The organism is Pseudomonas sp. P9_35 (genome assembly GCF_034008205.1).
GTDB lineage: Bacteria > Pseudomonadota > Gammaproteobacteria > Pseudomonadales > Pseudomonadaceae > Aquipseudomonas > Aquipseudomonas kilonensis.
Genome location: NZ_CP125373.1, coordinates 5,292,985 through 5,319,265, shown reverse-complemented (window position 1 = coordinate 5,319,265; position 26,281 = coordinate 5,292,985). Strand labels below are relative to the sequence as shown.

The following is a 26,281-nucleotide window of genomic DNA, read 5'->3' as shown; positions in this document are numbered from 1 at the left end:
ATGGCGATTCGTGTGCAGGTCGAACCGTTTGACGCAGGGGGCGAAGTCAACGCGATGCACGCGGCCAATGTCGGCGTGGGGGCGGTGGTGAGTTTTGTCGGCTACGTGCGTGACTTCAATGACGGCCTCGATGTGTCCGGGATGTTCCTGGAGCATTATCCAGGCATGACCGAAAAAGCCCTGGGCAAGATCGCCAGCGAGGCCGAGCAGCGCTGGCCATTGCTCAAGCTGGAGGTGCTGCACCGCATCGGCGCCCTGGAACCGGGCGAGCCGATCGTCTTCGTCGGGGCCGCCAGTGCCCATCGCCAGGCGGCATTCGACGCCTGCGCCTTTGTCATGGACTACCTCAAGACCCGAGCGCCGTTCTGGAAGAAGGAAAACACCGTCGACGGCCCGCGCTGGGTTGAAGGGCGGGACAGTGATCATGCGGCGGCGGATCGCTGGAAGCAGTAAGCAACCTGTTGTTTTTTCGCAAGCCATAAGTCGCCATCGTCGGATCGCCGCCCGGAGCAAGCTCGCTCCCACATTTGATCTCATTGCGCACAGAATCCTTGTGGGAGCGAGCTTGCTCGCGATGAGGCCATCAACCTCCCATCACATTCCCCTGCCTACCGATTGACGATATGTACATTAAAGTCCAGTATGGATTTATAAGTACACATAAAGTCATCGCTCCACCTTTCTCTGCCAAACCAACAACAACCCGCGAGAGATCGATCATGAAGAAACTCCCCCTTATCACCGGCCTGGCCTTGAGCTTGTTGGCCTCCAGCAGCCTGTTCGCCGCTGAGAAAACCTTGCGCATCGGCATCGAGGCGGCGTACCCGCCGTTTGCTTCCAAGACCTCGGAAGGGAAGATCGAGGGGTTCGACTACGACATCGGAAATGCCCTGTGCGCGCAGATGCAGGTCAAGTGCGAGTGGATCGAAGGTGAGTTCGACGGGCTGATTCCGGCGCTCAAGGTGAAGAAGATCGACCTGGCGCTGTCGTCCATGACCATCACCGAAGAGCGCAAGAAATCGGTGGATTTCACCCACAAGTACTACTTCACCTCATCGCGCCTGGTCATGAAGGAAGGGGCGGTGGTCGATGACCAGTACGCCAGCCTCAAGGGCAAGACCGTCGGTGTGCAGCGGGCCACCACCACTGACCGCTACGCCACTGAAGTCCTCGAACCCAAGGGTGTGATCGTCAAGCGCTATAGCAACAACGAAGAAATCTACATGGACCTGGCGTCCGGTCGCCTCGACGCGATTTTCGCCGACACCATCCCGCTGGAAGACTTCCTGTCGATGCCCCGTGGCAAGGGCTACGCCTTTGTCGGGCCCGAGCTCAAGGACCCCAAATACGTCGGTGAAGGCGCCGGTATCGCGGTGCGCAAGGGCAATACCCAACTGGTGTCGGATTTGAACAAGGCCATCGATGGGATTCGGGCCAATGGGGAGTATCAGAAGATCCAGGGCAAGTATTTCAAGTCGGACATCTACGGCGACTGATACATCGCCTTCGCGAGCAAGCTCGCTCCCACACTGGATCTTTGTACCCAGGTCCCCTGTGGGAGCGAGCTTGCTCGCGATGGCGTCAGGCCAGGTAACACAAACCTCAGCCCTTCAACTCCTTCAAATGCTTGTACACCGTCGCCCGCCCCATATTCAGCACATTGGCCACATAGTTGGACGCGCTCTTGCCCTTGAACGCGCCTTCGGCATGCAGCGCCAGCACCAGCTCGCGTTTGTGGTCGCGGGTCAGCAGGTTCAGGCTCAACTGACGCTCGCGCATCCAGGCATGCAGGAAGGTGTTGATTCGCTCCTGCCAGTCATCGCGAAACAGTGAGTCCGGCTGGGGGATCAACTTGCTCGGCGACAGGAACAGATCCAGCGCGGCCTTGGCATTCTCGAACAGCGAAATATTCAGGTTGATGCACAGCACCGCCAGCGGATGCCCGTCGGCGTCGCGCAGTACGCTGCTGAGGCTGCGAATCTTCTGTCCGTCCCAGTTCAGCTTTTCGTAGGGCCCGATGTTACGTTCGCTGACGTCTTCGCTGAGCATGTCCTCCAGGGACGAGTCATCGCCAATTTCACGCTTGGACAGGTTATTGGCGATGTAATCGACCTTCTGGGTGCGCAGGTCGTGCAGCACCACTTCGGCGTGGGGGTAGAACAGCGTGGCGATAGCGTCGGCGATGGTGCGGAAGTTTTCCAGCGCCGGATCGGGTGGCGAGGCAGTCATGACAGGGCTCCAGGCAGCGTCAGCGCCCCGTGAAACAGGGGCGCGGGGGAGTGTGCCGCAATCGCGGCGATGCGTCACCTCAAGGTGGCTCAGCCCAGGCGCTCGGGTGACAGCATGGCGCTGTTCAGACCAAAGCGGGCCAGGGCCTTGGGCAGCGGTTCGCCACGCACCAGTGCCGCGCTGGCCTGGCCCATGGCCGGCGAGGTCTGGATGCCGTAGCCGCCCTGGGCCGCGACCCAGTAGAGTCCGGGCACCTGTGGATCGAAGCCGGACAGCAAATCACCGTCGGGTACGAAACTGCGCAAGCCGGCCCAGGTGCGGGTCGGGCGGCGGATGGTCAGGGTGGTGGCTTCTTCGATCTGGTAGATGCCCATGGCGATGTCCAGCTCTTCCGGCTGCACGTCGTGGGGTTCCACCGGGTCGGCGTTGGCCGGCGAGCCGAGGAACATGCCAGCGTCGGGCTTCATATAGAAGGATTCGTCCAGGCTCACCAGCATCGGCCAGTCATGGATATCCACGCCCTCGGGCCCGGCAAAAATGAACGCTGCACGCCGCTTGGGCTGCAACCCCAGCTTCCGGGCGCCGGCCATTTCGGCAATGTGATCGGCCCATGCGCCGGCTGCATTGATCAGGACCGGTGCCGTGAATGTCTGGTTGGCGGTTTTCACCTGCCACTGCCCCTGATCATCGCGGCTCAATTGCTGCACTTCGCTGTCGGTGTGCACTTCACCGCCATTGCGCCGAATACCGCGCAAATAGCCCTGGTGCAGTGCATCGGTGTCGATGTCGCAGGCCGTGGGGTCGTAGATCGCCCCGTGGACCTTCTCCCGTCGCAGGATCGGCAGCCGCACACAGGCCTCGTCGACGCTGAGCAGTTGCATCTGCGGCACCGTGGCCTTGGCGCTGAGGTACTGGTTGTTCAACTCGGCCGGGTCACCGGTAAAGTCCACGGTCATTTCGCCCCGTGGGGTCAGCAAGGGGTGTTCGCAGAAACCGGCCGGCGGGGCGTCGAAAAAATCCCGGCTGGCCTGGGTCAGCGCCCGCACTTGAGGGGTGCCGTAGGCGGCGGTATACAGCGCCGCCGAGCGTCCGGTGGAGTGGTAGGCCGGATGGGATTCGCGTTCGAGCACAATCACACGGCCGTGGGGGGCGAGCCAGTAACCGGTGGATGCACCGGCAATGCCGCCGCCGATGATGATGAAATCTGCTTGTTTCATGAATTCTCCTGCGAAGAATGTGCCCGGGAACTCGAAGGCCCCTGTGGGAGCGAGCTTGCTCGCGAAGGCGGCCTGACAGTCGACATTGAAGGTGACTGACCCACCGCCATCGCGAGCAAGCTCGCTCCCACAAGGGGAAATGGGTGTGTCAGTTATGCAACCGATACAGGGCATTCGCCAGCGCAACGTCTTCCAGCCCCAGGCCGATGGAGCGGAAGAACACATGGCGTCCATAGCTTGGGCGCGCCACCCGTTCGCTGAGCAGGTCGGGCAAATCGCCGACAATGCGCGACGCGTCCCAGCCATGCTGTTCGCCGGCTATCAGCATTTCACCGGCCGAGCCTGGGGTGGTCTGACGATAGTCGCAGAACACGTCCATGTCGTTGAGGCTTTGAGGGGGGACTTCATGGGCGCGCGGAGCGTTGGTGCTGATGGAGGTGATCAGCGACGGTTTGCCCAGGGTCTGCGGGTCGAGTACCGCTTTGGCGGACGAGGTGCAGAGCATCACCACGTCGGCGTCGTGCAGCGCCGCTTCAAGGCTGGCGGCGATGTGCAGGCGCGGGTCCAGATCGGTGATGGAGGCAAGTTCTTCTGCCGACTTGGTCTTCAGGCCTGGCGAATAGAGGCTGATACCTTGCCAGTCCCGCAGGCCCTTGACGTATTGCACGTGTGCCCGCGCCACGGCGCCGCTGCCAATGACCGCCAGGCGCCGGGCGTTGTGCGGGGCGAGGGCATCGACGGCAACAGCCGTGGTGGCAGCGGTGCGGGCGGTGGTCAACTCGGCGGCATCGCACAACAGCAGCGGCTGGCCGGTCTGCATCGACATCAGCAAGGTCCAGGCAGTCACCAGCGGGCCTTGCTCGCGCACGATGTAGGGCGAGGTCTTGACCCCGTAGACCTGGTCTTCAGCCAGCACACCCAGGTAGTTGATGAAGTCCCCGGCGCCCTTGGGAAATTCCACAAGCTGCTGAGACGGTTGGACCGCTTGCCCGGCGGCGAGGTCGCGGAACAGCTTGCGCAGGATTTGCGGCACATCGACTTGCGCGAGCAGTGCTCGGGCCTGGGCTTGGGTGATGACATAAGGCGTGCTGGACATCCTGGACTCCGGAGCGCTTTTTATAAACTAATTTGTCCATTATGGACTTTTAGTTTGCTTGAGCAATATCCCGGGCGAAAAAAAAGCGCAGCCTTTGTGGCTGCGCTTTCTGTTTGGCCGCGATTCAGGGTGAAGACGAAACCCGTGGCGAGGGAGCTTGCTCCCGCTGGGCTGCGCAGCGGCCCCCAAGCTTTTTGGTGGTTGCTGTGCAACCGAGCGGGAGCAAGCTCCCTCGCCACGGGGATTGGGGGGTGTCAGTTATTTGGTTTTGCTTGTGCCGGCCTCATCGCGAGCAAGCTCGCTCCCACAGGGTCTGGTGTGGATCACACGTTTTGTGAACAACACAACTCCACTGTGGGAGCGAGCTTGCTCGCGATAGCGGACTTTCAGACAACGAAAGCTCAGGCTTTGACATCCGCCTGACGACTCAGCACCACCGCCTCCAACGCCCGCTTATGAAGTGTGGCGGTTGGAGGACTTCTGATCTTCCTCGCTTAAATGAAAAACCCGCTGATTGGATCAGCGGGTTTTTATTGGCCGTCAGGGACGCTTGCGCTCAACCGGCCGCAACAGATGCGTCGGCGGAGTTTCGCAATTGATCTTTTTCCCCAACAACGCCTCGATCGACGGCAACTGGTAGGAGTCATCTTCGCCAGCGAAGCTGATCGAAACCCCGGCGGCCCCGGCACGACCGGTACGGCCGATGCGGTGCACGTAGTCGTCCGGCACTTCCGGCAGGGTGAAGTTGATCACGTGGCTGATGCCGTCGATGTGGATGCCGCGACCGGCCACGTCAGTGGCGACCAATACGCGGATCTTGCCTTCGCGGAAGCCTTCGAGGGTCTTGATGCGCTTGTGCTGCGGCACGTCGCCCGAGAGCTGGGCCGCGTTGACGCCATCGCGCACCAGGCGTTCTTCGATGCGGCGCACTTCGTCCTTGCGGTTGGCGAATACCATCACGCGTTCCCAACCGTTGTCGTTGACCAGGTTGTAGAGCAGCTTGTACTTGTCGGCACCAGCGACTGCGTAGATATGTTGCTCGACGTTTTCGCTGGCGACGTTCTCGGCTTCGATCTCGACGATGGCCGGGTCGGTGGTCCATTGCTTGGCCAGGTTCATCACGTCTTCGGTGAAGGTGGCGGAGAACAGCAGGGTCTGGCGTTCGCTTTTCGGTGGCGTCTGGCGAATGATCTGGCGCACTTGCGGGATGAAGCCCATGTCGAGCATGCGGTCGGCTTCGTCCAGCACCATCACTTCGACCATGTCCAGGTGCACGTCGCCGCGCTGGTTGAAGTCCAGCAGGCGGCCCGGCGTGGCGACCAGGATGTCGCAGTGACGGGCCTCGAGGTGCTTGAGCTGCTTGTCGAAATCCATGCCGCCCACGAACGTCATGACGTTCAGGCCGGTGTACTTGGTCAGGTCGGCGGCGTCCTTGGCGATCTGCACCACCAGCTCGCGGGTCGGCGCGATGATCAGCGCCCGCGGTTCGCCCATGTAGCGTTCCTTGGGCGGCGGGGTCTGGAGCAACTGGGTGATGATGGAAATCAGGAACGCGGCGGTCTTGCCGGTGCCGGTCTGGGCGCGACCGATGGCGTCTTTGCCGGCGAGGGTGTAACCGAGCACTTGCGCCTGGATCGGCGTGCAATACGGGAAACCCAGGTCCTGGATGGCATGCATCAGTTCCGGGGCGAGCTTGAAATCGTGGAAGCGGGTCTTGCCTTCCTGGGGTTCTACGGCAAAGTCCTCGAGCTTCCAGGCGACGACCGGCGGTTTTGGTGCGCGTTCGCGGCGTGGCTTGGGGGCTTCGTTGCGTGGTTTCTCGGGCTCGGGGGCCATAACAGGCTGGGCGACGGGTTCTTTTGTTGCTTGTGCAACGGGTGCCGCCTGGCGTGGTTGTTGTGCATCGGTACGGCTCGGGCCGTGGGTCGGCGCAGTGGAGCCAGGCGCGAGTTGCTCGGCCTCGCTTTTACCGAACATCTTCTTGAGTGCTTTGAGCACGGTCATCTCATCGATTGGTTAAGGAATGTACGCCGGCCAGTGTAATGCAAGAAACGGGCGCGGCGTAGTGTGATCGTCAAAGGACCGGCGTGGCGATCTGCCTCTTAGCGCAACCGCTCGGCCAGCCAGGTACCGATGTCGCGAATCTCCTCGGGTAACACTTCGTGGCCCATTGGGTATTCTTGCCATGTCACGGTGACACCATGCTGCTTTAAATACTCTTTCGCGGTCCGCCCCATGGGGTTGAGTACCACTTCGTCGTATTGCCCGTGCAGCGCCAGGACCGGAATGCGTTGCTGGCTGGCCGACAATTGCAGTTCATCGCTGAAAGTCGGTGCATAAGTAGACAGCGCGACCACGCCGCCCAGCGGGCCCTGCCATTTCACGAATGCCGTGTGATAGACCACTGCGCCACCCTGGGAAAAACCCGCCAGGAAAATCCGCGAGGCGTCTATTCCGCTGGCTCGCTGGGTTTCGATCAGGTCGATGACCCGTTGTGCCGAGGCTTCGAGTTGCTGTTCGTCAATGGCCCGCGCCGGGCTCAAGGCCCGGATGTCGTACCAACTGGGCATGGCATAGCCGCCGTTGATCGTTACTGGTTGGGTCGGTGCCTGGGGTAGAAGGAAACGTGTGGTGAGCAAACTTTGCTGCAACATTTCGGCGACTGGCAGGAAATCAAAACGATCGGCGCCCAGGCCGTGAAGCCAGATAACGCACGCGTCGGCAGTGCTGCTGGGCTCGAGAATCAGGGGGTCGGTCATGGTTGTGCTCCAAATCTGTGCGGGCGCGCCCTATCAGTGCGTGATTACAGTGCGTGCCCGGTGTCTCAGTTAATTAGATGTCGCAAAATTGAAAGTTTTTGTCTTGACGTGTTTTACAAGGGCTAAGCGCAGCGGTCTGGTACGGGCTTTGCTATGGGTGTACCTGAGTGATGATTCTTACGCTGTGCGGTAACACTATCAGTTCACCGCTACGCATGGGATATCAGAAATCCGGTGATGAATGTTCGCCAGCAGCCGCTACGGGCTTCGCGAACGTGAAGGGCTACAGCCCGTTCGGCCGATTGGTGAGAGATGGGCATGACCACTGTTTACGGACATCCTCATTATTAGACTCATAGCGAAGGTCCAGACGTCGGTTGACCCTAAAAAAAGCCAACAAGGGTCGGCAACGCCCCAAAAGGGTGCGACAGGACTCGAGCTCCGACACAACAAGAGCAAAACTGGAGGTTTGAATGAAGTTACTGAAATCCACCCTGGCCGTCATGACTGCAGCAGCAGTCCTTGGTGTCAGCGGGTTCGCTCAGGCGGGTGCAACTCTGGATGCCGTGCAGAAAAAAGGTTTTGTGCAATGTGGTGTGAGTGATGGCCTGCCGGGTTTCTCGGTGCCTGATTCGACCGGCAAGATCGTCGGTATCGACGCTGACTTCTGCCGTGCCGTGGCCGCTGCTGTATTTGGCGATGCGACCAAGGTCAAGTTCAGCCAGTTGAACGCCAAGGAGCGCTTCACCGCGCTGCAGTCGGGCGAAATCGACATGCTCTCGCGCAACTCCACCATGACCAGCTCCCGTGACGCGGGCATGGGCTTGAAATTCCCAGGCTTCATCACCTACTACGACGGCATCGGCTTCCTGGCCAACAACAAGCTGGGCGTCAAGAGCGCCAAGGAACTGGACGGTGCAACCATCTGCATCCAGGCCGGTACCACCACCGAACTGAACGTTTCCGACTACTTCCGCGCCAACGGCCTGAAGTATACCCCGATCACTTTCGACACCTCCGATGAAAGCGCCAAGTCGCTGGAATCCGGTCGTTGCGACGTACTGACCTCGGACAAATCCCAGCTGTTCGCCCAGCGCAGCAAGCTGGCTTCGCCAAAGGACTACGTGGTTCTGCCGGAAACCATTTCCAAGGAGCCTCTGGGCCCAGTCGTGCGTAACGGTGACGACGAGTGGCTGGCCATTGTCCGTTGGACTGGCTACGCCATGCTCAACGCAGAAGAAGCCGGCGTGACCTCGAAAAACGTCGAGGCCGAAGCCAAGTCCACCAAGAACCCTGACGTCGCGCGTATGCTCGGCGCTGACGGTGAATACGGCAAAGACCTGAAACTGCCGAAAGACTGGGTTGTGCAGATCGTCAAGCAGGTCGGCAACTACGGTGAAATGTTCGAGCGCAACCTCGGCAAGGGCACTCCGCTGGAAATCGATCGCGGCCTGAACGCTCTGTGGAACGCTGGCGGCATTCAATACGCACCACCAGTGCGCTGATGGTTCTATCACCCGGTGGGCCAACCACCGGGTGATGTTCTGTTCCATTCTTTGCGGGGCACTTCATGCAAAATTCAATCGGCGCACCTAAGCAGAGGCTCAGCCTCAGCGATCCACGAGTGCGTGCGTGGGTATTTCAAATCGTCACTGTCGTGGCGGTTATCGCGCTGGGCTGGTTTCTGTTCGATAACACACAAACCAATCTTCAGCACCGAGGCATCACCTCCGGTTTCGGTTTCCTGGAACGCAGTGCCGGTTTCGGCATCGCCCAACACCTGATCGACTACACCGAAGCGGACAGCTATGCCCGGGTCTTTCTCATCGGGTTGCTCAATACGCTGTTGGTCACGTTCATCGGTGTGATCCTGGCAACCATCCTGGGGTTCATCATCGGTGTGGCACGGCTGTCGCAGAACTGGATCATTTCCAAGCTGGCAACCGTTTATGTCGAGGTTTTCCGTAATATCCCGCCACTGCTGCAAATCCTGTTCTGGTACTTCGCGGTATTCCTGAGCATGCCAGGACCGAGGGCCGCCCATAACTTCGGCGATACCTTCTTTGTCAGCAGCCGGGGCCTGAACATGCCTGCCGCGCTGATGGCCGAAGGCTTCTGGCCGTTCGTGATCAGTGTTGTGCTGGCGATCGTCGCCATCGTGCTGATGACGCGTTGGGCCAACAAGCGTTTCGAAGCGACTGGCGAGCCGTTTCATAAGTTCTGGGTCGGCCTGGCGTTGTTCCTGGTGATCCCGGCGTTGAGCGCGCTGCTTTTTGGTGCGCCGGTGCATTGGGAAATGCCGGAGCTCAAGGGCTTCAACTTCGTCGGTGGCTGGGTGCTGATCCCGGAACTGCTGGCCTTGACCCTGGCCTTGACCGTGTACACCGCGGCGTTCATCGCCGAGATCGTGCGCTCGGGCATCAAGTCGGTCAGCCACGGCCAGACCGAAGCCGCCCGTTCCCTGGGACTGCGCAACGGTCCGACCCTGCGCAAAGTGATCATCCCGCAGGCCCTGCGTGTGATCATTCCACCGTTGACCAGCCAATACCTGAACCTGGCGAAAAACTCCTCCCTGGCGGCCGGTATCGGCTACCCGGAAATGGTTTCGCTGTTTGCTGGCACAGTGTTGAACCAGACGGGCCAGGCCATCGAGGTGATTGCGATCACCATGAGTGTGTACCTGGCGATCAGTATCAGCATTTCGTTGCTGATGAACTGGTACAACAAGCGCATTGCGCTGATCGAGCGGTGAGGAAACGCGCATGACGACTCATACTTTCAAACCAGACATGCCCCCGCCGGGCAGCAGCATCGGCGTGGTGGCGTGGATGCGCGCCAACATGTTCTCCAGCTGGATCAACACGCTGCTGACCCTGTTTGCGTTCTACCTGATCTACCTGATCGTTCCACCGCTGTTGCACTGGGCGATCCTCGATGCCAACTGGGTCGGTACCACCCGCGCCGACTGCACCAAGGAAGGCGCCTGCTGGGTGTTCATCCAGCAGCGTTTCGGTCAGTTCATGTACGGCTATTACCCGACGGATCTGCGCTGGCGCGTCGACCTGACCGTGTGGCTGGCAGTGATCGGTGTGGCGCCGTTGTTCATCTCGCGCTTCCCGCGCAAGGCGATCTATGGCCTGAGTTTCCTGGTGCTGTATCCGATCATCGCCTGGTGCCTGCTGCACGGCGGCGTGTTCGGCATGGACGCCGTGGCGACCAGCCAATGGGGCGGCCTGATGCTGACCCTGGTGATCGCCACCGTCGGTATCGTCGGTGCACTGCCGCTAGGTATCGTCCTGGCCTTGGGCCGTCGTTCGAACATGCCGGCGATTCGTGTAGTCTGCGTGACCTTCATCGAGTTCTGGCGCGGCGTGCCGTTGATCACGGTGCTGTTCATGTCCTCGGTGATGTTGCCGCTGTTCCTGCCTGAAGGCATGAACTTCGACAAGCTGCTGCGGGCGTTGATCGGGGTGATTCTGTTCCAGTCGGCCTACATTGCCGAAGTGGTGCGTGGTGGCCTGCAAGCCATTCCCAAGGGGCAATACGAAGCGGCCGCAGCGATGGGCCTGGGTTACTGGCGCAGCATGGGCCTGGTGATTCTGCCGCAAGCCCTGAAGCTGGTGATTCCGGGTATCGTCAACACCTTCATTGCGTTGTTCAAGGACACGAGCCTGGTGATCATCATCGGCCTGTTCGACCTGCTCAACAGCGTGAAACAAGCTGCCGCCGACCCGAAATGGCTGGGCATGGCCACTGAAGGCTATGTGTTCGCCGCCCTGGTGTTCTGGATTTTCTGTTTTGGTATGTCCCGCTATTCCATGCATTTGGAACGCAAGCTGGACACTGGCCACAAGCGTTAGGAGCGTAGTTTATGAGTGAAGCGATCAAACAGCCTGTGAGCCCTGAAGGCATTATTCAGATGCAGGGCGTCAACAAGTGGTACGGCCAGTTCCACGTGTTGAAAGACATCAACCTGAACGTCAAGCAGGGCGAGCGTATCGTGCTGTGCGGTCCGTCGGGCTCCGGCAAGTCCACTACCATCCGCTGCCTCAACCGCCTGGAAGAGCACCAGCAGGGTCGCATCGTGGTCGACGGCGTGGAACTGACCAACGACCTCAAGCAGATCGAAGCGATCCGCCGTGAAGTCGGCATGGTGTTCCAGCACTTCAACCTGTTCCCGCACCTGACCATCCTGCAGAACTGCACCCTGGCGCCGATGTGGGTACGCAAGATGCCCAAGCGCAAGGCCGAGGAAATCGCCATGCATTACCTGGAGCGCGTACGCATTCCAGAGCAGGCGAACAAGTACCCGGGCCAGCTCTCCGGCGGTCAGCAACAGCGTGTGGCCATCGCCCGTGCCCTGTGCATGAAGCCGAAAATCATGCTGTTCGACGAGCCGACCTCGGCCCTCGACCCGGAAATGGTGAAAGAGGTGCTGGACACCATGATCGGTCTGGCCGAAGACGGCATGACCATGCTCTGCGTGACCCACGAAATGGGCTTCGCCCGTACCGTGGCCAACCGCGTGATCTTCATGGACAAGGGTGAAATCGTCGAACAGGCCGCGCCGAACGACTTCTTCGACAACCCGCAGAATGACCGCACCAAGCTGTTCCTGAGCCAGATCCTGCATTGATCCGGCCTTAGGCAGTGAAATAAACCCGGACTTGTCCGGGTTTATTTTTTTGCAGCAGACTCAGTGAGTCGTGAGGGTCTCGTGCTCTTTGTGCACCGTAGTCTTGAACCCTCTCAAGTCCGCACCTTCAGCCAGGGCTCGCGCGTCTGCAAGCAAATGCGGGTAGCGATCAAGCAGGCGCATCAGCAGCATCAACGCTCTTGGCGGCAACACCTCACCGCGCTCGTAGCGGGAAAACGCGTTGTGCCCGCCACCTGACAAAAACGACACCGCTTCTTTTTGCGACAGATGCAGTTTGCGACGGATGCGTTTCATCTCTTCGCCAATCATCTTCCTGGCGGCGATGACCAGTTCATCCCCCGCATCTGTGTAACGATCCGAGCAACCGGGGTCGAGTTCGACCTCGCCACACATCTGGCATTCCCAGCCAGACAAATCATCGATCCGGCGTTCCAGTCCCTTGACGCACAGGGTCTCTGCGCGCCCCTCGAAATGCAACATGCCCTGCGGAGCGCCGCAGCTGAAACACTGCTGAGCTTTCATGGGGTTTTCTCCTTGAATGAAATCACCGGTGGGCCGCCGCTTGGGCGGTAGGTCACCTTGATGTAAATTTCCAGACCCTGTGAGTCGGTGTGATAAACGTCGTGCCAGACCCGATGGTCATCGTAGGTCGTTACGGACTTGTAGAACTGCTGGCGCCGAAGCCCACAAGCGACCTCCAACATGTCCGAAACTGCCAAACCCAGCGTCCCGGCGGTTTTTGTCGCGGTGATGGTGAACGTCTTTCTTCCAAGCCGCTTGATATCCGCCTTGATCACGCCTAGGTCGTAATGGGGTGTGCTCTTTTCCATGAGGTCTTGTTCCAAAATTACCCTTATAGGGTAGTTTTTACTAATCAAAAATTTAGTTTCTTTTCCCTCCATTGACCCTAGGCGGTTGCTGTCCTACGCGAAGCTGACTAACATGTCAGAAAATTCATCCCATGATTGGATGAAAGGGCGAACTCCATGTCAGATATTTCTCCATTAATAAAACGCTCCCTGGTCGATCAGGCCCTGGAGCAATTGCGTCGGCGTATCAGCGACGGGGTATGGGCTGTCGGCCAGCGCTTGCCCACCGAACCGGAGTTGGTCGCGGAGCTGGGGATCAGCCGCAACACCGTGCGCGAAGCCATGCGTGTGCTGGCGTTTTCCGGTTTGATCGAGATCCGTCAGGGCGACGGCAGCTACGTGCGTGCGGTGGTCGATCCGCTGGATACCCTCAAGGTGCTGTCGCGCTGCTCTCTGGAACAGGCCCGGGAAACCCGGCACATCCTCGAAGTTGAAGCCATTGGCCTGGCGGCGCTACGGCGCACCGAGGCGGATTTGCTTGCCTTGCGCCAGGCGTTGCGAACCAGTGCCGAGCATTACCACGGGGACCTGGAGCACTACATCGCCTGCGACCTGGTGTTCCACCGTCTATTGGTGGATGCCGCGCACAACCCCGCACTTAGCGAGCTGTATCGCTACTTTTCGAGCGTCATCGGCGCACAGCTGCGCCAGAGCCTCAACATCATTCCCCGCCATCAACATGTGTTCGACCTGCACGTCGAAATCCTTGAGGCCGTCGAACGACAGGATCCGGAGCAGGCCAAGGCCCTTTGCCGGCAGTTGATCAATGAACCCTGAACCCGAGCTTTCCATGTCCCGCGATCTGCTTGACCCTGCCACTTCGACGGCGCCCAAACGCGCCGCCGAACTCGAAGAACTGTTGATTGACGCCGAGGCCGACGATGAGCAGGCCCAGCAGCGCCATCCGTTGGTGCGTCGTCCCTGGCTGTTGCTGCTCGGGTTGATCCTGGTGGCGCTGAACCTGCGTCCGGCGTTGTCGAGCATGGCGCCGTTGCTCAGCGAAGTATCAAGAAGCCTCGGCCTGTCGGCTGCCCAGGCCGGTTTGCTGACCACATTGCCTGTGCTTTGCCTGGGCCTGTTCGCGCCGCTGGCGCCGGTGCTGGCGCGGCGCTTCGGTGCCGAGCGCGTGGTGCTGGGGATCTTGTTGACGCTGGCGGGTGGGATTGTCTTGCGCAGCGCCTTCGGTCAGGTCGGGCTGTTTGTCGGCAGCATCCTGGCCGGCGCGAGTATCGGTGTGATCGGCGTGCTGCTGCCGGGCATCGTCAAGCGTGACTTCGCCAAGCAGGCTGGCACCATGACCGGTGTCTACACCATGGCTTTGTGCCTGGGCGCGGCGATGGCGGCCGGGGCGACCGTGCCGCTGAGCGAGCAGCTTGGCCACAGCTGGGCCTTGGGCCTGGGCTTCTGGGTGGTCCCGGCGCTACTGGCCGCGATGTTCTGGTTACCGCAAGTGGGCGAGAAACACGGTGCCCACCAAGTGGCGTACCGGGTCCGCGGTTTGCTGCGAGATCCCCTGGCCTGGCAAGTAACCTTGTACATGGGGCTGCAATCGTCCCTGGCCTACATCGTCTTTGGCTGGCTGCCGTCGATCCTGATTGGACGCGGCCTGACGCCAACCCAGGCCGGGCTGGTGCTGTCCGGTTCGGTCATCGTGCAGTTGATCAGTTCCCTCGCGGCGCCCTGGTTGGCAACACGTGGCAAGGACCAACGCCTGGCCATCGTGATCGTCATGCTCATGGTCCTGGGCGGGTTGTTCGGTTGCCTCTACGCTCCGCTCGATGGCTTGTGGGGCTGGGCGATCCTGCTGGGGCTGGGGCAGGGCGGATCATTCAGCCTGGCGCTCACGCTGATCGTGCTGCGTTCGCGGGACGCCCACGTGGCCGCCAACCTTTCCAGCATGGCCCAGGGCTTCGGCTATACGCTGGCGTCCCTGGGGCCGTTCGCGGTGGGTGTGGTCCACGACTTGACCGGCGGCTGGAATGCCCTGGGCTGGATCTTCGGCCTGGTTGGCCTGGGGGCGATCGTCGCGGGCATCGGCGCAGGCCGGGCGTTTTACGTCGGGGTCAGCAGCGAAAGGGTCACTGACCTTCGTTGATATCATTTTCATGGCGAATGACGATAGTCTTCCCTGCGGCGGCAGATTATCGTACTGGCCTACTGAAACGTTTTTCGGAGCCTGTCCATGAGTGATGCCCACAACGCCTTGATCAGTCGTTTTTATCAGGCCTTCCAACGCCTGGACGCCGAAGCCATGAGCGCTTGCTACACCGACGACGTGCTGTTCAGCGACCCGGCGTTCGGCGAGCTGCGCGGGCGCGATGCCGGCGACATGTGGCGCATGCTGACGACCCGGGCCAAGGACTTTTCCCTGACCTTCGATAACGTGCGCAGCGATGAGCGTACCGGTGGTGCTCATTGGGTGGCGACGTACTTGTTCAGCCAGACCGGCAACGTCGTGATCAATGACATTCAGGCGCGCTTCGTTTTTCGCGACGGCAAGATCTGCGAGCACCACGACAGCTTCGATCTGTGGCGCTGGTCTCGCCAGGCATTAGGTGCCAAGGGCCTGTTGCTGGGCTGGACACCACTGGTGCGCAACGCCGTCAGGGCCCAGGCGCTCAAGGGGCTGCGGGCGTTCCAGGCCAGTCGCTGATAAGATCGCGGCTTGTCTTTGCCGATCTGTTGAACATCTAGTGACGACCGCCACCCCCTCTCCCGATCTGCCTGCACAAGGCCCAGCCGAAGCGGACAAAACCTGGTTTGTCTACCTGGTGCGGGCCGCCAACGGCTCGCTGTACTGCGGCATCAGTGATGACCCGGTGCGGCGTTTCGCCAAGCATCAAAGCGGCAAGGGGGCACGCTTCTTCCTGTCCAGCCCGGCAGTGGCTTTGGTGTACACCGAGGCCTGTCGCGACAAGGGCGAGGCCCTACGCCAGGAGCGGCTGATCAAAAAACTCAAGAAAAGCGCCAAGGAATGCCTGGTGGCCAGTGCGCTGTCGCTCGATCAGCCGGGCTGATAGGCCTTTATCAGGCCGGTAGGCTGTCTCGATCAGGCGCGCTAAGCTGTAGGACTTCATTCCTGCAGTGGCTAATCTCATGTCAGAGCTGATCCTTCATCATTACCCGACGTCTCCTTTCGCGGAAAAAGCCCGGCTGCTGCTGGGCTTCAAGGGGCTGTCCTGGCGTTCGGTGAGCATCCCGCCGATGATGCCCAAGCCTGACCTGACGGCGCTGACGGGTGGTTACCGCAAGACGCCGGTATTGCAGGTCGGCGCGGATATCTATTGCGATACGTCGCTGATGGCCCGCCGCCTGGAGCAGGAAAAAGCCTCGCCGGCGCTGTTCCCCGAAGGCCGGGAAATGCTTGCCGCGTCCTTTGCGGCCTGGGCCGATTCGGTGGTGTTCCAGCATGCGGTGAGCCTGGTGTTCCAGCCGGAGTCGGTGGCGGTGCGGTTCGCCAAGCTATCGCCCGAAGCGATCAAGGCGTTCATCAGTGATCGTGCCGGGCTGTTCAGTGGCGGCACGACTACACGCTTGGCCGCCGAGCAGGCCAAGCACCAATGGCCGACGATCATGGCCCGGCTGGAGCAACAGTTGCAGCGTGAGGAGGGCGATTTCCTGTTGGGTGATCCGTCGATTGCCGACTTCGCCATGGCCCATCCACTGTGGTTCCTCAAGGGCACTCCGGTCACCTCGTCGCTGGTGGATGCGTATCCGGCTGTCTCGGCCTGGCTGGCGCGGGTGTTGGGTTTCGGCCATGGTGCCTCGAGCCAGATGAGCGCCGAAGAAGCCTTGGACGTTGCCCGCACCGCTACGCCGGCAGCGCTGCCGGATGAGGCATTCGACGAGCCGAACGGGTTCATGACAGGGCAACAGGTGAGTATCGCTGCGACCGACTATGGCGTCGATCCGGTGGTCGGGGAGTTGTTGTTTGCTGGCAGCGAAGAATTGATTCTGCGTCGCGAAGACGCGCGGGGCGGGGTGGTGCATGTGCACTTTCCGCGGTTTGGCTTCCGGATCGAAGCTCGATGAACAACGAATGACCCTGTGGGAGCGAGCTTGCTCGCGATGGCGCCAGATCAGTCGATATTGATGTTGAATATCGGTCCGTTATCGCGAGCAAGCTCGCTCCCACAGGGGCGGTGTGTGGTTGACTGGATCTGCGTTTGCCGCCAATCACTGTGCGTGAGCGAGCTTGCTCGCGATGAGGCCCTCATACCTATATCGCGGACAACGCCCTGAGAATATTCTCCGGCTCATACCCACGAATCAACGTGCCGTTCACGTCCAGGATCGGAATCCCTCGACCGCCTAGAGCCTCATAGGCCTTGCGCGCCTGGATGTCCTTTTCGATATCGAACTCGCGAAACGGCACGCCTTTCTCATCCAGGAACCGCCGGGTTGCCTTGCAGTAGCCGCACCAGTCGGTGGCATACAGCACGACGCGGGCGTTGCTGCGAACCTGCTCGGAAACCATCTGTGACGGGTTGAACACCCGCTCGATCTTGCCCCAGTTCTGATAGGCCACCACCACCAGCAGAATCAGCAGGAATTTCTTCAGCACCCCACCAAACATCAATTGCGACGCTTGAGCTGGTCGGTCAGCGACGTGGGCAGGCCCTTGATGATCAGCGTGCCGGCCTCTTCGTCGTACTCGATCTTGGAGCCCAGCAAGTGCGCTTCGAAGCTGATGGACAAGCCCTCGGCGCGGCCGGTGAAGCGGCGGAACTGGTTGAGGGTGCGTTTATCCGCCGGGATTTCCGGCGACAACCCGTAGTCCTTGTTGCGGATGTGATCGTAGAAGGCTTTCGGGCGATCTTCATCGATCAGCCCGGACAGTTCTTCCAGGCCCATCGGCTCGCCGAGCTTGGCCTGGCTGCTGGCGTAGTCGACCAGGGTCTTGGTCTTTTCCCGGGCATCGTCTTCCGGCAGGTCTTCGCTTTCGACGAAGTCACTGAAGGCCTTGAGCAGGGTGCGGGTCTCGCCGGGGCCGTCGACACCTTCCTGGCAGCCGATGAAGTCACGGAAATATTCCGAGACCTTCTTGCCGTTCTTGCCCTTGATGAACGAGATGTACTGCTTCGATTGCTTGTTGTTCTGCCATTCCGACACGTTGATCCGCGCCGCCAGGTGCAACTGGCCCAGGTCCAGGTGGCGGGACGGGGTCACGTCCAGCTCATCGGTCACCGCCACGCCTTCGCTATGGTGCAGCAGGGCGATGGCCAGGTAGTCGGTCATGCCTTGCTGGTAATGCGCGAACAGCACGTGGCCGCCCACCGACAGGTTGGACTCTTCCATCAGCTTTTGCAGGTGTTCCACCGCCACGCGACTGAAGGCGGTGAAGTCCTTGCCGCCGTCCAGGTACTCCTTCAGCCAGCCGCTGAACGGATGCGCCCCGGACTCGGCATGAAAAAAGCCCCAGGCCTTGCCTTGCTTGGCGTTATAGCTCTCGTTGAGGTCGGCGAGCATGTTCTCGATGGCCGAGGACTCTGCCAGTTCGGAGTCGCGGGCATGGAGCACTGCTGGGGTGCCGTCGGGTTTTTTGTCGATCAGGTGGACGATGCAATGACGGATCGGCATGGATTTCTCGGCTGTTGAAAGAGAGGAGGGCGCGCTCCCCGAAAAAGGGCCCAGTGTACCGCAATCACTGGTTTTGGAATCCGGCAAAGGCCCTTTCAGACCCGTCCGACACCCTATATGCATTTTTTTAACGTTTTAGCGCAAGAAAGCTGACCAAATGGGTAGCTAGAGGCGGATATTTCAGAGGCGTTGTGCTAGTTTTGCCCGGTCTTACGCGAAGTCACTGCGTTAAGCGTGCATTCAGCATCTGTCAGGTCGAACCAAACCCGGTTTTCGGCATCTATTACCCCGATCCGTCGCGGTGATTGCCGAGGGTGCCTGATCAAGAGAGATCGGGCTCGATGGCTGACACTGCACTCTGCAATCCATATGAATTTGATAGGGAAGGAACACTACATGGCTCTTACTAAAGACCAACTGATCGCTGATTTGGCTGAATCTGTAGACGCACCAAAAGCTACCGTGCGTTCGCTGCTGGACCAACTGGGCCAAGTCGTTGCCGATCAGCTGGAAAATGGCGGCGAAATCACTCTGCCAGGTGTTGGCAAGCTGAAAGTCACCGAGCGTCCTGCCCGTACCGGCCGCAACCCTTCGACTGGCGCTGCCATCGAAATCGCTGCCAAGAAAGTGATCAAGCTGGTTGTGGCCAAAGGCCTGACCGACGCGGTCAACAAGTAAGACCGAAGTAAAAAAAACCGTGCCTCGGAGCGATCCGGGCACGGTTTTTTATTGCCTTGAAACCACCTGTAGGAGCTGCCGAGTGAAGCGAGGCTGCGATCTTTCCCCTGGCAGTTGAATCTCAAGTGAAAGATCAAAAGATCGCAGCCTCGCTTCGCTCGGCAGCTCCTACAGTAGAGCAGCGTCTTTCTAATCCTTGCGAACCCAACGCGACTGGCGCCAGGCTTGTTGCTGGGCCTCGGTCTGGAAGGTCCAGGCCACGAAACGACTCTGCTTCTGGCCCTGGGACATCTCCACCACCTGGCTGTGCAGCGCCCCGGCCTTTTTCAGCGCGGTTTGAATCGCCGGCAGGTTCGACGCCTTCGACACCAGGGTGCTGAACCACAGCACTTGCCCGGCCAACTGCGCGCTTTCGCCGATCAGTTGCGTCACGAACCGGGCTTCCCCGCCCTCGCACCACAACTCCGCAGCCTGACCGCCGAAATTCAGCACCGGCAGCTTGCGCTTCGGATCGGCCTTGCCCAGTGCCCGCCACTTGCGCTGGCTGCCCTTGGTGGCTTCCTCCAGGGACGCATGGAACGGCGGGTTGCACATCGTCAGGTCGAACCGTTCGCCATCCTCCAACAGGCCCAGGAGGATCTGCTTGCGGTTGGCTTGCTGGCGCAACTGGATGGCCTTGTTCAAACCATTGGACTGGACGATGGCCTTGGCCGAGGCGATGGCCGTCGGGTCGATCTCCGAACCGAGGAAGTGCCAGCGGTAGTCGCTGTAGCCGATCAACGGATAGACGCAGTTGGCGCCGGTGCCGATGTCCAGCACCTTGACTGCCGCCCCGCGGGGGATTTCACCGGCGTTGTGGCTGGCGAGCAAATCGGCGAGAAAGTGCACATAGTCCGCCCGACCTGGCACCGGCGGGCACAGGTAGTCGGCCGGAATATCCCAGTGGGCGATGCCATAGAAAGCCTTGAGCAGCGCCCGGTTGAACACCCGTACGGCGTCGGGGCTGGCAAAGTCGATGCTTTCCTTGCCGTAGGGGTTGGTGATCACGAACTTTGCCAGTTCCGGCGTGCTCTTGATCAACGCTGGGAAGTCGTAGCGGCCCTGGTGGCGGTTGCGCGGATGCAGGCTGGCCTTCTCACGCGGCGCCACGGTTTTAGCCGCTGGGGCGGGCTTGGGCTTCTGGCGGGCAGGTTTGGGTGTGCGGGGGGCGGTCATGGGCGAGTCGATTCGGGGATGGTTCAAAAAGTGGCGGGCATTGTCCCACATCCGGCCCGGTCTTGATGGCTGCGCGATTTAAATGTGGGAGGGAGCTTGCTCGCGATAGCAGTTTGTCAGTTGGCATATGGGTTGGCTGACCCGCCGCTATCGCGAGCAAGCTCGCTCCCACAGGGGTTGCGGTACTTGAAAGGAAAGGGGTGGGCATGAAAAAGGAGGTCCAATAGGACCTCCTTTTTCATTGCGAACCGCCGTTACAGGCTGGAGATCCGCCCATGTTGCTCGGCCAGCTTGCCCAAGGCCTGTTCAGCCTCGGCCAGTTTAGCCCGTTCCTTCTCGATGACTTCGGCCGGCGCCTTGTCGACGAAGCCGGCGTTGGACAGCTTGCCGCCGACCCGCTGCACTTCGCCTTTGAGGCGCAGGATTTCCTTGTCCAGGCGCGCCAGTTCCGCGGCCTTGTCGATCAGGCCCGCCATCGGCACCAGCACTTCCATCTCGCCAACCAGGGCGGTGGCCGACAGTGGTGCTTCTTCGCCGGCGGCCAGGACCGTCACCGATTCAAGCTTCGCCAGTTTCTTGAGCAGCGCCTCGTTTTCGTTGAGGCGGCGCAGGTCTTCGGCGCTGGCGTTCTTCAGGAACAAGGCCAGTGGCTTGCCCGGGCCGATGTTCATTTCGGCGCGGATGTTACGCAGGCCGAGCATGAAGGTCTTGAGCCACTCGATGTCGTCTTCGGCCGCCGGATCGATGCGGCTTTCGTTGGCCACTGGCCAAGGTTGCAGCATGATCGTCTTGCCTTGGACGCCTGCCAGCGGTGCGATGCGCTGCCAGATTTCCTCGGTGATGAACGGCATGAACGGATGCGCCAGGCGCAGGGCCACTTCCAGTACGCGCACCAGGGTGCGACGGGTGCCGCGCTGGCGTTCGACCGGTGCGTTTTCGTCCCACAGCACCGGCTTGGACAGCTCCAGGTACCAGTCGCAATACTGGTTCCAGATGAACTCGTACAAGGCTTGCGCGGCCAGGTCGAAACGGAACTGATCGAGCTGGCGGGTCACTTCGGCTTCGGTGCGTTGCAACTGCGAAATGATCCAGCGATCGGCCAGGGTCAGCTCAAAGGCTTCGCCGTTCTGGCCGCAGTCTTCGCCTTTGTCCAGCACGTAGCGCGCGGCGTTCCAGATCTTGTTGCAGAAGTTGCGATAGCCTTCGACGCGGCCCATGTCGAACTTGATGTCGCGACCGGTGGACGCCAGTGAGCAGAAGGTGAAGCGCAGGGCGTCGGTGCCGTAGCTGGCGATGCCCTCGGCGAATTCTTCGCGGGTGGCTTTCTCGATTTTCTTCGCCAGTTTCGGCTGCATCAGGCCGGAGGTGCGTTTCTGCACCAGGGTTTCCAGGTCGATGCCGTCGATGATGTCCAGCGGGTCGAGGACGTTGCCCTTGGACTTGGACATCTTCTGGCCCTGGCCGTCGCGCACCAGGCCGTGGACGTAGACGGTCTTGAACGGCACTTGCGGCGTGCCGTCTTCGTTCTTCATCAGGTGCATGGTCATCATGATCATCCGGGCGACCCAGAAGAAAATGATGTCGAAGCCGGTGACCAGCACGTCGGTGGAGTGGAATTTCTTCAGGAACTCGGTCTGCTGCGGCCAGCCCAGTGTCGAGAAGGTCCACAGGCCCGAGCTGAACCAGGTGTCGAGGACGTCGTTGTCCTGCGCCAGGGCAACGTCCGGGCCGAGGTTGTGCTTGGCGCGGACTTCGGCTTCATCGCGGCCGACATAGACCTTGCCCGACTCGTCGTACCAGGCCGGAATGCGATGGCCCCACCACAGCTGGCGGCTGATGCACCAATCCTGGATGTCGCGCATCCACGAGAAGTACATGTTTTCGTATTGCTTGGGCACGAACTGGATGCGGCCGTCTTCCACGGCGGCAATCGCAGGTTCAGCCAGCGGCTTGGTGGACACGTACCACTGGTCGGTCAACCACGGTTCGATGATGGTGCCGGAGCGGTCGCCTTTCGGGACTTTCAGGGCATGGTCGTCGACGCTGACCAGCAGGCCGGCGGCATCGAATGCCGCGACGATCTGCTTGCGTGCTTCGAAGCGGTCCAGGCCGGCGTATTCGGCCGGGATCTGGCCGTCGACGCTTTCGTTCAGCGTGCCGTCGAGGTTGAATGCCTGGGCTGCCGGCAATATGTTGGCGTTCTTGTCGAAGATGTTCAGCAGCGGCAGGTTGTGGCGCTTGCCGACTTCGTAGTCGTTGAAGTCGTGGGCCGGGGTGATTTTCACGCAGCCGGTACCGAATTCAGGGTCGCAGTAGTCGTCGCCGATGATCGGGATACGACGGCCAACCAGCGGCAGTTCGACGAACTTGCCGATCAGCGCCTGGTAGCGTTCATCGTTCGGGTTCACCGCCACGGCGGAGTCGCCCAGCATGGTTTCCGGACGCGTGGTGGCAACGATCAGGTAATCCTTGCCTTCGGCGGTCTTGGCGCCGTCGGCCAGAGGGTACTTCAGGTTCCACAGGAAACCTTTCTCGTCGTGGTTCTCCACTTCGAGGTCGGAAATGGCCGTGTGCAACTTGGTGTCCCAGTTGACCAGGCGCTTGCCGCGATAGATCAGCCCGTCTTCATGCAGGCGCACGAAGGCTTCCTTCACCGCTTCCGAGAGACCGTCGTCCATGGTGAAGCGTTCGCGGCTCCAGTCCACGGACGAGCCGAGGCGACGGATCTGGCGGCTGATGTTGCCACCGGACTCGTCTTTCCATTCCCAGACTTTCTCGAGGAATTTCTCGCGACCCAGGTCATGGCGATTCTGGCCCTGGGCTTCGAGGCGGCGTTCCACCAGCATCTGCGTGGCGATACCAGCGTGGTCGGTGCCCGGCTGCCACAAGGTGTTGCGACCTTGCATGCGCCGGAAACGGATCAGCGCGTCCATGATTGCGTTGTTGAAACCGTGGCCCATGTGCAGGCTGCCAGTGACGTTTGGCGGCGGGATCATGATGGTGTAGGAATCGCCCGCGCCTTGCGGAGCGAAATAATTCTCGGACTCCCAGGTGTTGTACCAGGAAGTTTCAATGGCGTGCGGCTGGTAGGTCTTATCCATGCGCGGCGGGACCCTATTGGCATTTATTCAGGAAAAGCCGGGAAGTATAGCGGGCGGGGCTGGTGCAAGCCACATGCAGCAAGCTGGAAGCTTGGCAGATGGCTTGTGGGCGCAACGGAACGATGTGGGAGCGAGCTTGCTCGCGATAACGGCAGATCAGCAACATTGATGTTGACTGACACACGGCTATCGCGAGCAAGCTCGCTCCCACAAGGTGTTCGGTGGTCAGTAAGTCTGGGGGTTACTCGTACTGGCTGAGCAACCGCTCCATCCGCGCATCCAGCCGACGCTTGATCTCGGTCTCGATGTGCGGGGCGAAGTCGTCGATGACGTCTTGCAGGATCAACTGCGCGGCAGCGCGCAGTTCGCTGTCCAGGTGCAACAGGGCGTCGGGTCCTTTGGCTTCGGTCTTGGCAGCAGGCTTGGGTTCCGGCTGGCCGTTGATCGGGTCGAACAGCAGGGGGATCTGTTCGTCATGCACCGGCTCGTGCACGACCGTGTCGGTCAGCAGCGGCGGTTGCAGGTTGTCGTCGCCGAGCAGTTGGCGGATCGACTCGAGGTCATCCAGCAGGTGCGCGGGCTTTTGTGGCGGTTTTGGAGTGTCCATCGTAGGGCTCAGAGTCGCTGTAAACGGTGGTCTTGCAGAGGATAGCCCTGTTCGCGGTAGAAACGGAAACTCTCCCGCGCGGCTTGTCGGATGGCCGGGTCTTCGACCACCACTTCCGCCACACGGGCGAAGCGCTGGGCAAAGGCCGGTACTTTCAGGTCGAGGTTGACCAGCAGGTCCTGGTGCTGGCCGCAGTCATCCCCCAGCCCAAGCACGATCAACCCTTCGGGTTCGTTTTCGGCCGGGCCGTGGGGCACGAAGCTCTCGCCCTTGAAAGCCCACAAGCGTGCGTCCAGGTCCTCGCGCTGGGCGGCATCGCTGCAATGCAGGTAGATGCGGTGCCCCATGCGCCAGGCCTTTTCAACGAGCTTGCAGGCGAAATCCAGCCGCGCCGACGGGTCGGCGCTGGGCAGGATATAGAAATCGACTTTGGTCATTGCGGTTCCTGAGCCGCCGCTGACGCCACCCGAGGGTGACGCCAACGACGGTCATTGGTGTCAGGCCTTGGCGCGGTCCAGCAGGTACTGGGTCAGCAGGGGCACCGGACGACCGGTGGCGCCCTTGTCCTTGCCACCGCTGGTCCACGCCGTGCCGGCGATGTCCAGGTGCGCCCAGTTCAGGTTCTTGGTAAAGCGCGACAGGAAGCAGGCTGCGGTGATGGTCCCGGCTTTCGGGCCGCCGATGTTGGCGATGTCGGCAAACGGGCTGTCCAGTTGTTCCTGGTACTCGTCGAACAGCGGCAACTGCCAGGCGCGGTCGTCGGCTTGTTGGCCGGCGCTGAGCAGTTGGCCGATCAGCTCGTCGTTGTTGCCCAGCAGGCCCGAGGTGTGGGAGCCGAGGGCGACGATGCAGGCGCCGGTCAGGGTCGCGATGTCGATCACTGCTTGCGGCTTGAAGCGCTCGGAGTAGGTGAGGGCATCGCACAGCACCAGGCGGCCTTCGGCGTCGGTATTGAGGATTTCCACGGTCTGGCCGCTCATGGTGGTGACGATGTCGCCTGGGCGCGAGGCCGTGCCGCTGGGCATGTTCTCGGCGCAGGCCAGGATGCACACCAGGTTGATCGGCAGTTGCAGTTCGAGCACGGCGCGCAGGGTGCCGAACACGCTCGCGGCGCCGCCCATGTCGTACTTCATCTCATCCATGCCTGCGCCCGGCTTGAGGCTGATGCCGCCGGTGTCGAAGGTGATGCCCTTGCCGACCAGTGCGTACGGCTTCTCGGATTTCTTGCCACCGTTGTATTGCATGACGATCAGGCGCGGTGGCTGGGCGCTGCCCTGGCCGACGGAGTAGAACGAACCCATGCCCAGGTCCTTGATTTTCTTCTCGTCGAAGACTTCGACCTTCAGGCCCTTGAATTCCTTGCCCAGTGCCTTGGCTTGTTCGCCGAGGAACGTTGGGTGGCAGATATTCGGTGGCAGGTTGCCCAGGTCGCGGGTGAACGCCATGCCGTTGGCAATCGCGGTGGCGTGGGTCACGGCACGCTGGACTTCAGCCTGGGCGGCCTTGATGGTCAGCACGGTGATTTTTTTCAGGGCGCGGGGTTCGGCTTTCTGGCTCTTGAACTGGTCGAACTGGTATTCGCCGTCTACCAGGGTTTCGGCCAGCAAGCGGTTCTTGCCGTAGCTGTCGCGGCCCTTGATCACCAATTCGTCCAACGCCAGGGCGGCCTCAGCGCCGCCAAGGCCCTTGAGGGTGCCCAGCACGCCGGCAATGATTTTACGGAACGGACGATCGCCCAGTTCAGCGTCCTTGCCCACGCCCACCAGCAGCACGCGCTCGGCCTTGAGATTGGGCAGGTTGTGCAGCAACAGGCTCTGGCCGACCTTGCCGGCCAGGTCGCCGCGCTTGAGTACGGCGCTGATGGCCCCGCCGCTCAGGGTATCGAGCTGGGTGGCGACTACGCCGAGCTTGCGGTTTTCACCGACGGCGACTACCAGTGTGGCGGTTTTCAACGTTTCTGGGCTGACGCTTTTTACAACCAGTTCCATGTCCGGATCCCTGAGTCAATGGTCAAGAGGCCAGGCGCCGACACAATGGCGCGCTGAGCGAGCTTCTTCTATATAAAAGAAGCGCCGGTGCTTGCCGGCGACAAAGGCCGCAGTTTGAACCCCGGCGCCCGAGCCTGACAACCCTCGACGGCGCTAACTTTTGGCTTTAAGCACCGGCTTAAAGCGTGCGAAGTGACAGGCGCCTCCAATCACAGGATAATGCGGCTCTTTTTTCGGCGGCTCGCGTTGGCGGGCCGACTCGATACGTTTCTTGTTTGGCCGCCT

At 60.8% G+C, this 26,281-nt stretch carries 26 protein-coding genes; 12 read left to right on the top strand and 14 right to left on the bottom strand.

Annotated features, from left to right (window positions below):
- A complete protein-coding gene (gene moaE, locus QMK47_RS23545; RefSeq protein WP_077505778.1) occupies positions 1-453 on the top strand; it encodes a molybdopterin synthase catalytic subunit MoaE in 453 nt (150 codons plus the stop codon).
- A 266-nt stretch (positions 454-719) separates the two neighbouring features.
- Positions 720-1,496, top strand: coding sequence for an ABC transporter substrate-binding protein (locus tag QMK47_RS23540; RefSeq protein ID WP_253477842.1), 777 nt, complete (start codon positions 720-722; stop codon positions 1,494-1,496).
- A 106-nt stretch (positions 1,497-1,602) separates the two neighbouring features.
- Here the strand turns inward: QMK47_RS23540 and QMK47_RS23535 are convergent, their stop codons facing one another.
- The 5 genes from QMK47_RS23535 to QMK47_RS23515 all read right to left on the bottom strand — a co-directional run bounded on the left by QMK47_RS23535 (position 1,603) and on the right by QMK47_RS23515 (position 7,301).
- Positions 1,603-2,229 carry a transcriptional regulator gene (locus QMK47_RS23535; protein WP_003205307.1) on the bottom strand — a complete coding sequence of 209 codons (627 nt, stop codon included), beginning with the start codon at positions 2,227-2,229 and terminating at the stop codon, positions 1,603-1,605.
- Positions 2,230-2,318: 89 nt separating this feature from the next.
- Positions 2,319-3,446 carry an FAD-binding oxidoreductase gene (locus QMK47_RS23530; RefSeq protein WP_320389399.1) on the bottom strand — a complete coding sequence of 376 codons (1,128 nt, stop codon included), beginning with the start codon at positions 3,444-3,446 and terminating at the stop codon, positions 2,319-2,321.
- Between the two features lie 148 nt (positions 3,447-3,594).
- Positions 3,595-4,542: an ornithine cyclodeaminase family protein gene (locus QMK47_RS23525; RefSeq protein ID WP_253477821.1), complete on the bottom strand. Its 948-nt coding sequence runs from the start codon at positions 4,540-4,542 to the stop codon at positions 3,595-3,597.
- A gap of 540 nt (positions 4,543-5,082) precedes the next feature.
- A complete protein-coding gene (gene rhlB, locus QMK47_RS23520; RefSeq protein WP_258689277.1) occupies positions 5,083-6,546 on the bottom strand; it encodes an ATP-dependent RNA helicase RhlB in 1,464 nt (487 codons plus the stop codon).
- Positions 6,547-6,644: 98 nt separating this feature from the next.
- Positions 6,645-7,301, bottom strand: a complete 657-nt coding sequence (locus tag QMK47_RS23515; RefSeq protein WP_214512390.1) for an alpha/beta hydrolase — start codon at positions 7,299-7,301, stop codon at positions 6,645-6,647.
- A 473-nt stretch (positions 7,302-7,774) separates the two neighbouring features.
- Here QMK47_RS23515 and QMK47_RS23510 point away from each other — a divergent pair, with 473 nt between their 5' ends.
- The 4 genes from QMK47_RS23510 (at position 7,775) to QMK47_RS23495 (ending at position 11,937) form a co-directional block, all read left to right on the top strand.
- Positions 7,775-8,806: an amino acid ABC transporter substrate-binding protein gene (locus QMK47_RS23510; protein ID WP_253477816.1), complete on the top strand. Its 1,032-nt coding sequence runs from the start codon at positions 7,775-7,777 to the stop codon at positions 8,804-8,806.
- Between the two features lie 65 nt (positions 8,807-8,871).
- On the top strand, positions 8,872-10,053 hold the full coding sequence (locus tag QMK47_RS23505; RefSeq protein WP_214512392.1) for an amino acid ABC transporter permease: 1,182 nt from the start codon (positions 8,872-8,874) through the stop codon (positions 10,051-10,053).
- A gap of 10 nt (positions 10,054-10,063) precedes the next feature.
- Positions 10,064-11,161 (top strand): amino acid ABC transporter permease, encoded by a 1,098-nt coding sequence (locus QMK47_RS23500; RefSeq protein ID WP_214512393.1) that lies wholly within the window; start codon positions 10,064-10,066, stop codon positions 11,159-11,161.
- 11 nt (positions 11,162-11,172) lie between these two features.
- Entirely contained in the window at positions 11,173-11,937 is a 765-nt protein-coding gene (locus QMK47_RS23495) for an amino acid ABC transporter ATP-binding protein (RefSeq protein ID WP_003205299.1), read from the top strand.
- A gap of 60 nt (positions 11,938-11,997) precedes the next feature.
- Here the strand turns inward: QMK47_RS23495 and QMK47_RS23490 are convergent, their stop codons facing one another.
- Together QMK47_RS23490 and QMK47_RS23485 are read right to left on the bottom strand one after the other, a co-directional pair.
- The gene (locus QMK47_RS23490) at positions 11,998-12,480 is read right to left on the bottom strand and encodes a type II toxin-antitoxin system MqsA family antitoxin (RefSeq protein ID WP_253477813.1); all 483 of its coding nucleotides are present in this window, start codon (positions 12,478-12,480) and stop codon (positions 11,998-12,000) included.
- Positions 12,477-12,788, bottom strand: coding sequence for a type II toxin-antitoxin system MqsR family toxin (locus tag QMK47_RS23485; RefSeq protein ID WP_320389398.1), 312 nt, complete (start codon positions 12,786-12,788; stop codon positions 12,477-12,479). Before QMK47_RS23485 ends, QMK47_RS23490 begins: the two co-directional genes overlap by 4 nt.
- Before the next feature lie 156 nt (positions 12,789-12,944).
- Between QMK47_RS23485 and QMK47_RS23480 the strand changes: the two genes are divergently transcribed.
- The 5 genes from QMK47_RS23480 to QMK47_RS23460 all read left to right on the top strand — a co-directional run bounded on the left by QMK47_RS23480 (position 12,945) and on the right by QMK47_RS23460 (position 16,859).
- On the top strand, positions 12,945-13,604 hold the full coding sequence (locus QMK47_RS23480; RefSeq protein WP_258689274.1) for a FadR/GntR family transcriptional regulator: 660 nt from the start codon (positions 12,945-12,947) through the stop codon (positions 13,602-13,604).
- Positions 13,594-14,922: a CynX/NimT family MFS transporter gene (locus QMK47_RS23475; protein ID WP_408980819.1), complete on the top strand. Its 1,329-nt coding sequence runs from the start codon at positions 13,594-13,596 to the stop codon at positions 14,920-14,922. Before QMK47_RS23480 ends, QMK47_RS23475 begins: the two co-directional genes overlap by 11 nt.
- An 87-nt stretch (positions 14,923-15,009) precedes the next feature.
- A complete protein-coding gene (locus QMK47_RS23470) occupies positions 15,010-15,480 on the top strand; it encodes a nuclear transport factor 2 family protein (protein ID WP_063324522.1) in 471 nt (156 codons plus the stop codon).
- Positions 15,481-15,520: 40 nt separating this feature from the next.
- Positions 15,521-15,844 carry a GIY-YIG nuclease family protein gene (locus QMK47_RS23465; RefSeq protein WP_413817746.1) on the top strand — a complete coding sequence of 108 codons (324 nt, stop codon included), beginning with the start codon at positions 15,521-15,523 and terminating at the stop codon, positions 15,842-15,844.
- 79 nt (positions 15,845-15,923) lie between these two features.
- Positions 15,924-16,859, top strand: a complete 936-nt coding sequence (locus QMK47_RS23460; RefSeq protein WP_320389397.1) for a glutathione S-transferase family protein — start codon at positions 15,924-15,926, stop codon at positions 16,857-16,859.
- Between the two features lie 187 nt (positions 16,860-17,046).
- On the opposite strand, the gene QMK47_RS23455 is transcribed toward QMK47_RS23460, so the two are convergent.
- Both QMK47_RS23455 and yejK read right to left on the bottom strand, forming a co-directional pair.
- Positions 17,047-17,403 (bottom strand): glutaredoxin family protein, encoded by a 357-nt coding sequence (locus QMK47_RS23455; protein ID WP_253477794.1) that lies wholly within the window; start codon positions 17,401-17,403, stop codon positions 17,047-17,049.
- Positions 17,403-18,407, bottom strand: coding sequence for a nucleoid-associated protein YejK (yejK, locus tag QMK47_RS23450; RefSeq protein ID WP_253477790.1), 1,005 nt, complete (start codon positions 18,405-18,407; stop codon positions 17,403-17,405). The genes QMK47_RS23455 and yejK overlap by 1 nt, the downstream gene beginning before the upstream one ends.
- A gap of 396 nt (positions 18,408-18,803) precedes the next feature.
- Between yejK and QMK47_RS23445 the strand changes: the two genes are divergently transcribed.
- Complete coding sequence (locus QMK47_RS23445; RefSeq protein ID WP_003205289.1) at positions 18,804-19,085, top strand: HU family DNA-binding protein; 282 nt, start codon at positions 18,804-18,806, stop codon at positions 19,083-19,085.
- A 189-nt stretch (positions 19,086-19,274) separates the two neighbouring features.
- On the opposite strand, the gene rlmF is transcribed toward QMK47_RS23445, so the two are convergent.
- From rlmF to QMK47_RS23420, 5 genes are all read right to left on the bottom strand, one after another.
- The gene (rlmF, locus tag QMK47_RS23440) at positions 19,275-20,300 is read right to left on the bottom strand and encodes a 23S rRNA (adenine(1618)-N(6))-methyltransferase RlmF (protein WP_320389396.1); all 1,026 of its coding nucleotides are present in this window, start codon (positions 20,298-20,300) and stop codon (positions 19,275-19,277) included.
- Positions 20,301-20,554: 254 nt separating this feature from the next.
- On the bottom strand, positions 20,555-23,401 hold the full coding sequence (locus QMK47_RS23435; RefSeq protein ID WP_253477785.1) for a valine--tRNA ligase: 2,847 nt from the start codon (positions 23,399-23,401) through the stop codon (positions 20,555-20,557).
- 241 nt (positions 23,402-23,642) lie between these two features.
- Positions 23,643-24,008, bottom strand: a complete 366-nt coding sequence (locus QMK47_RS23430) for a DNA polymerase III subunit chi (RefSeq protein ID WP_253477768.1) — start codon at positions 24,006-24,008, stop codon at positions 23,643-23,645.
- A gap of 8 nt (positions 24,009-24,016) precedes the next feature.
- Positions 24,017-24,445, bottom strand: coding sequence for a DNA polymerase III subunit chi (locus tag QMK47_RS23425; RefSeq protein WP_014340012.1), 429 nt, complete (start codon positions 24,443-24,445; stop codon positions 24,017-24,019).
- A gap of 60 nt (positions 24,446-24,505) precedes the next feature.
- Entirely contained in the window at positions 24,506-25,996 is a 1,491-nt protein-coding gene (locus tag QMK47_RS23420; RefSeq protein ID WP_253477761.1) for a leucyl aminopeptidase, read from the bottom strand.
- Positions 25,997-26,281: the final 285 nt, after the last annotated feature.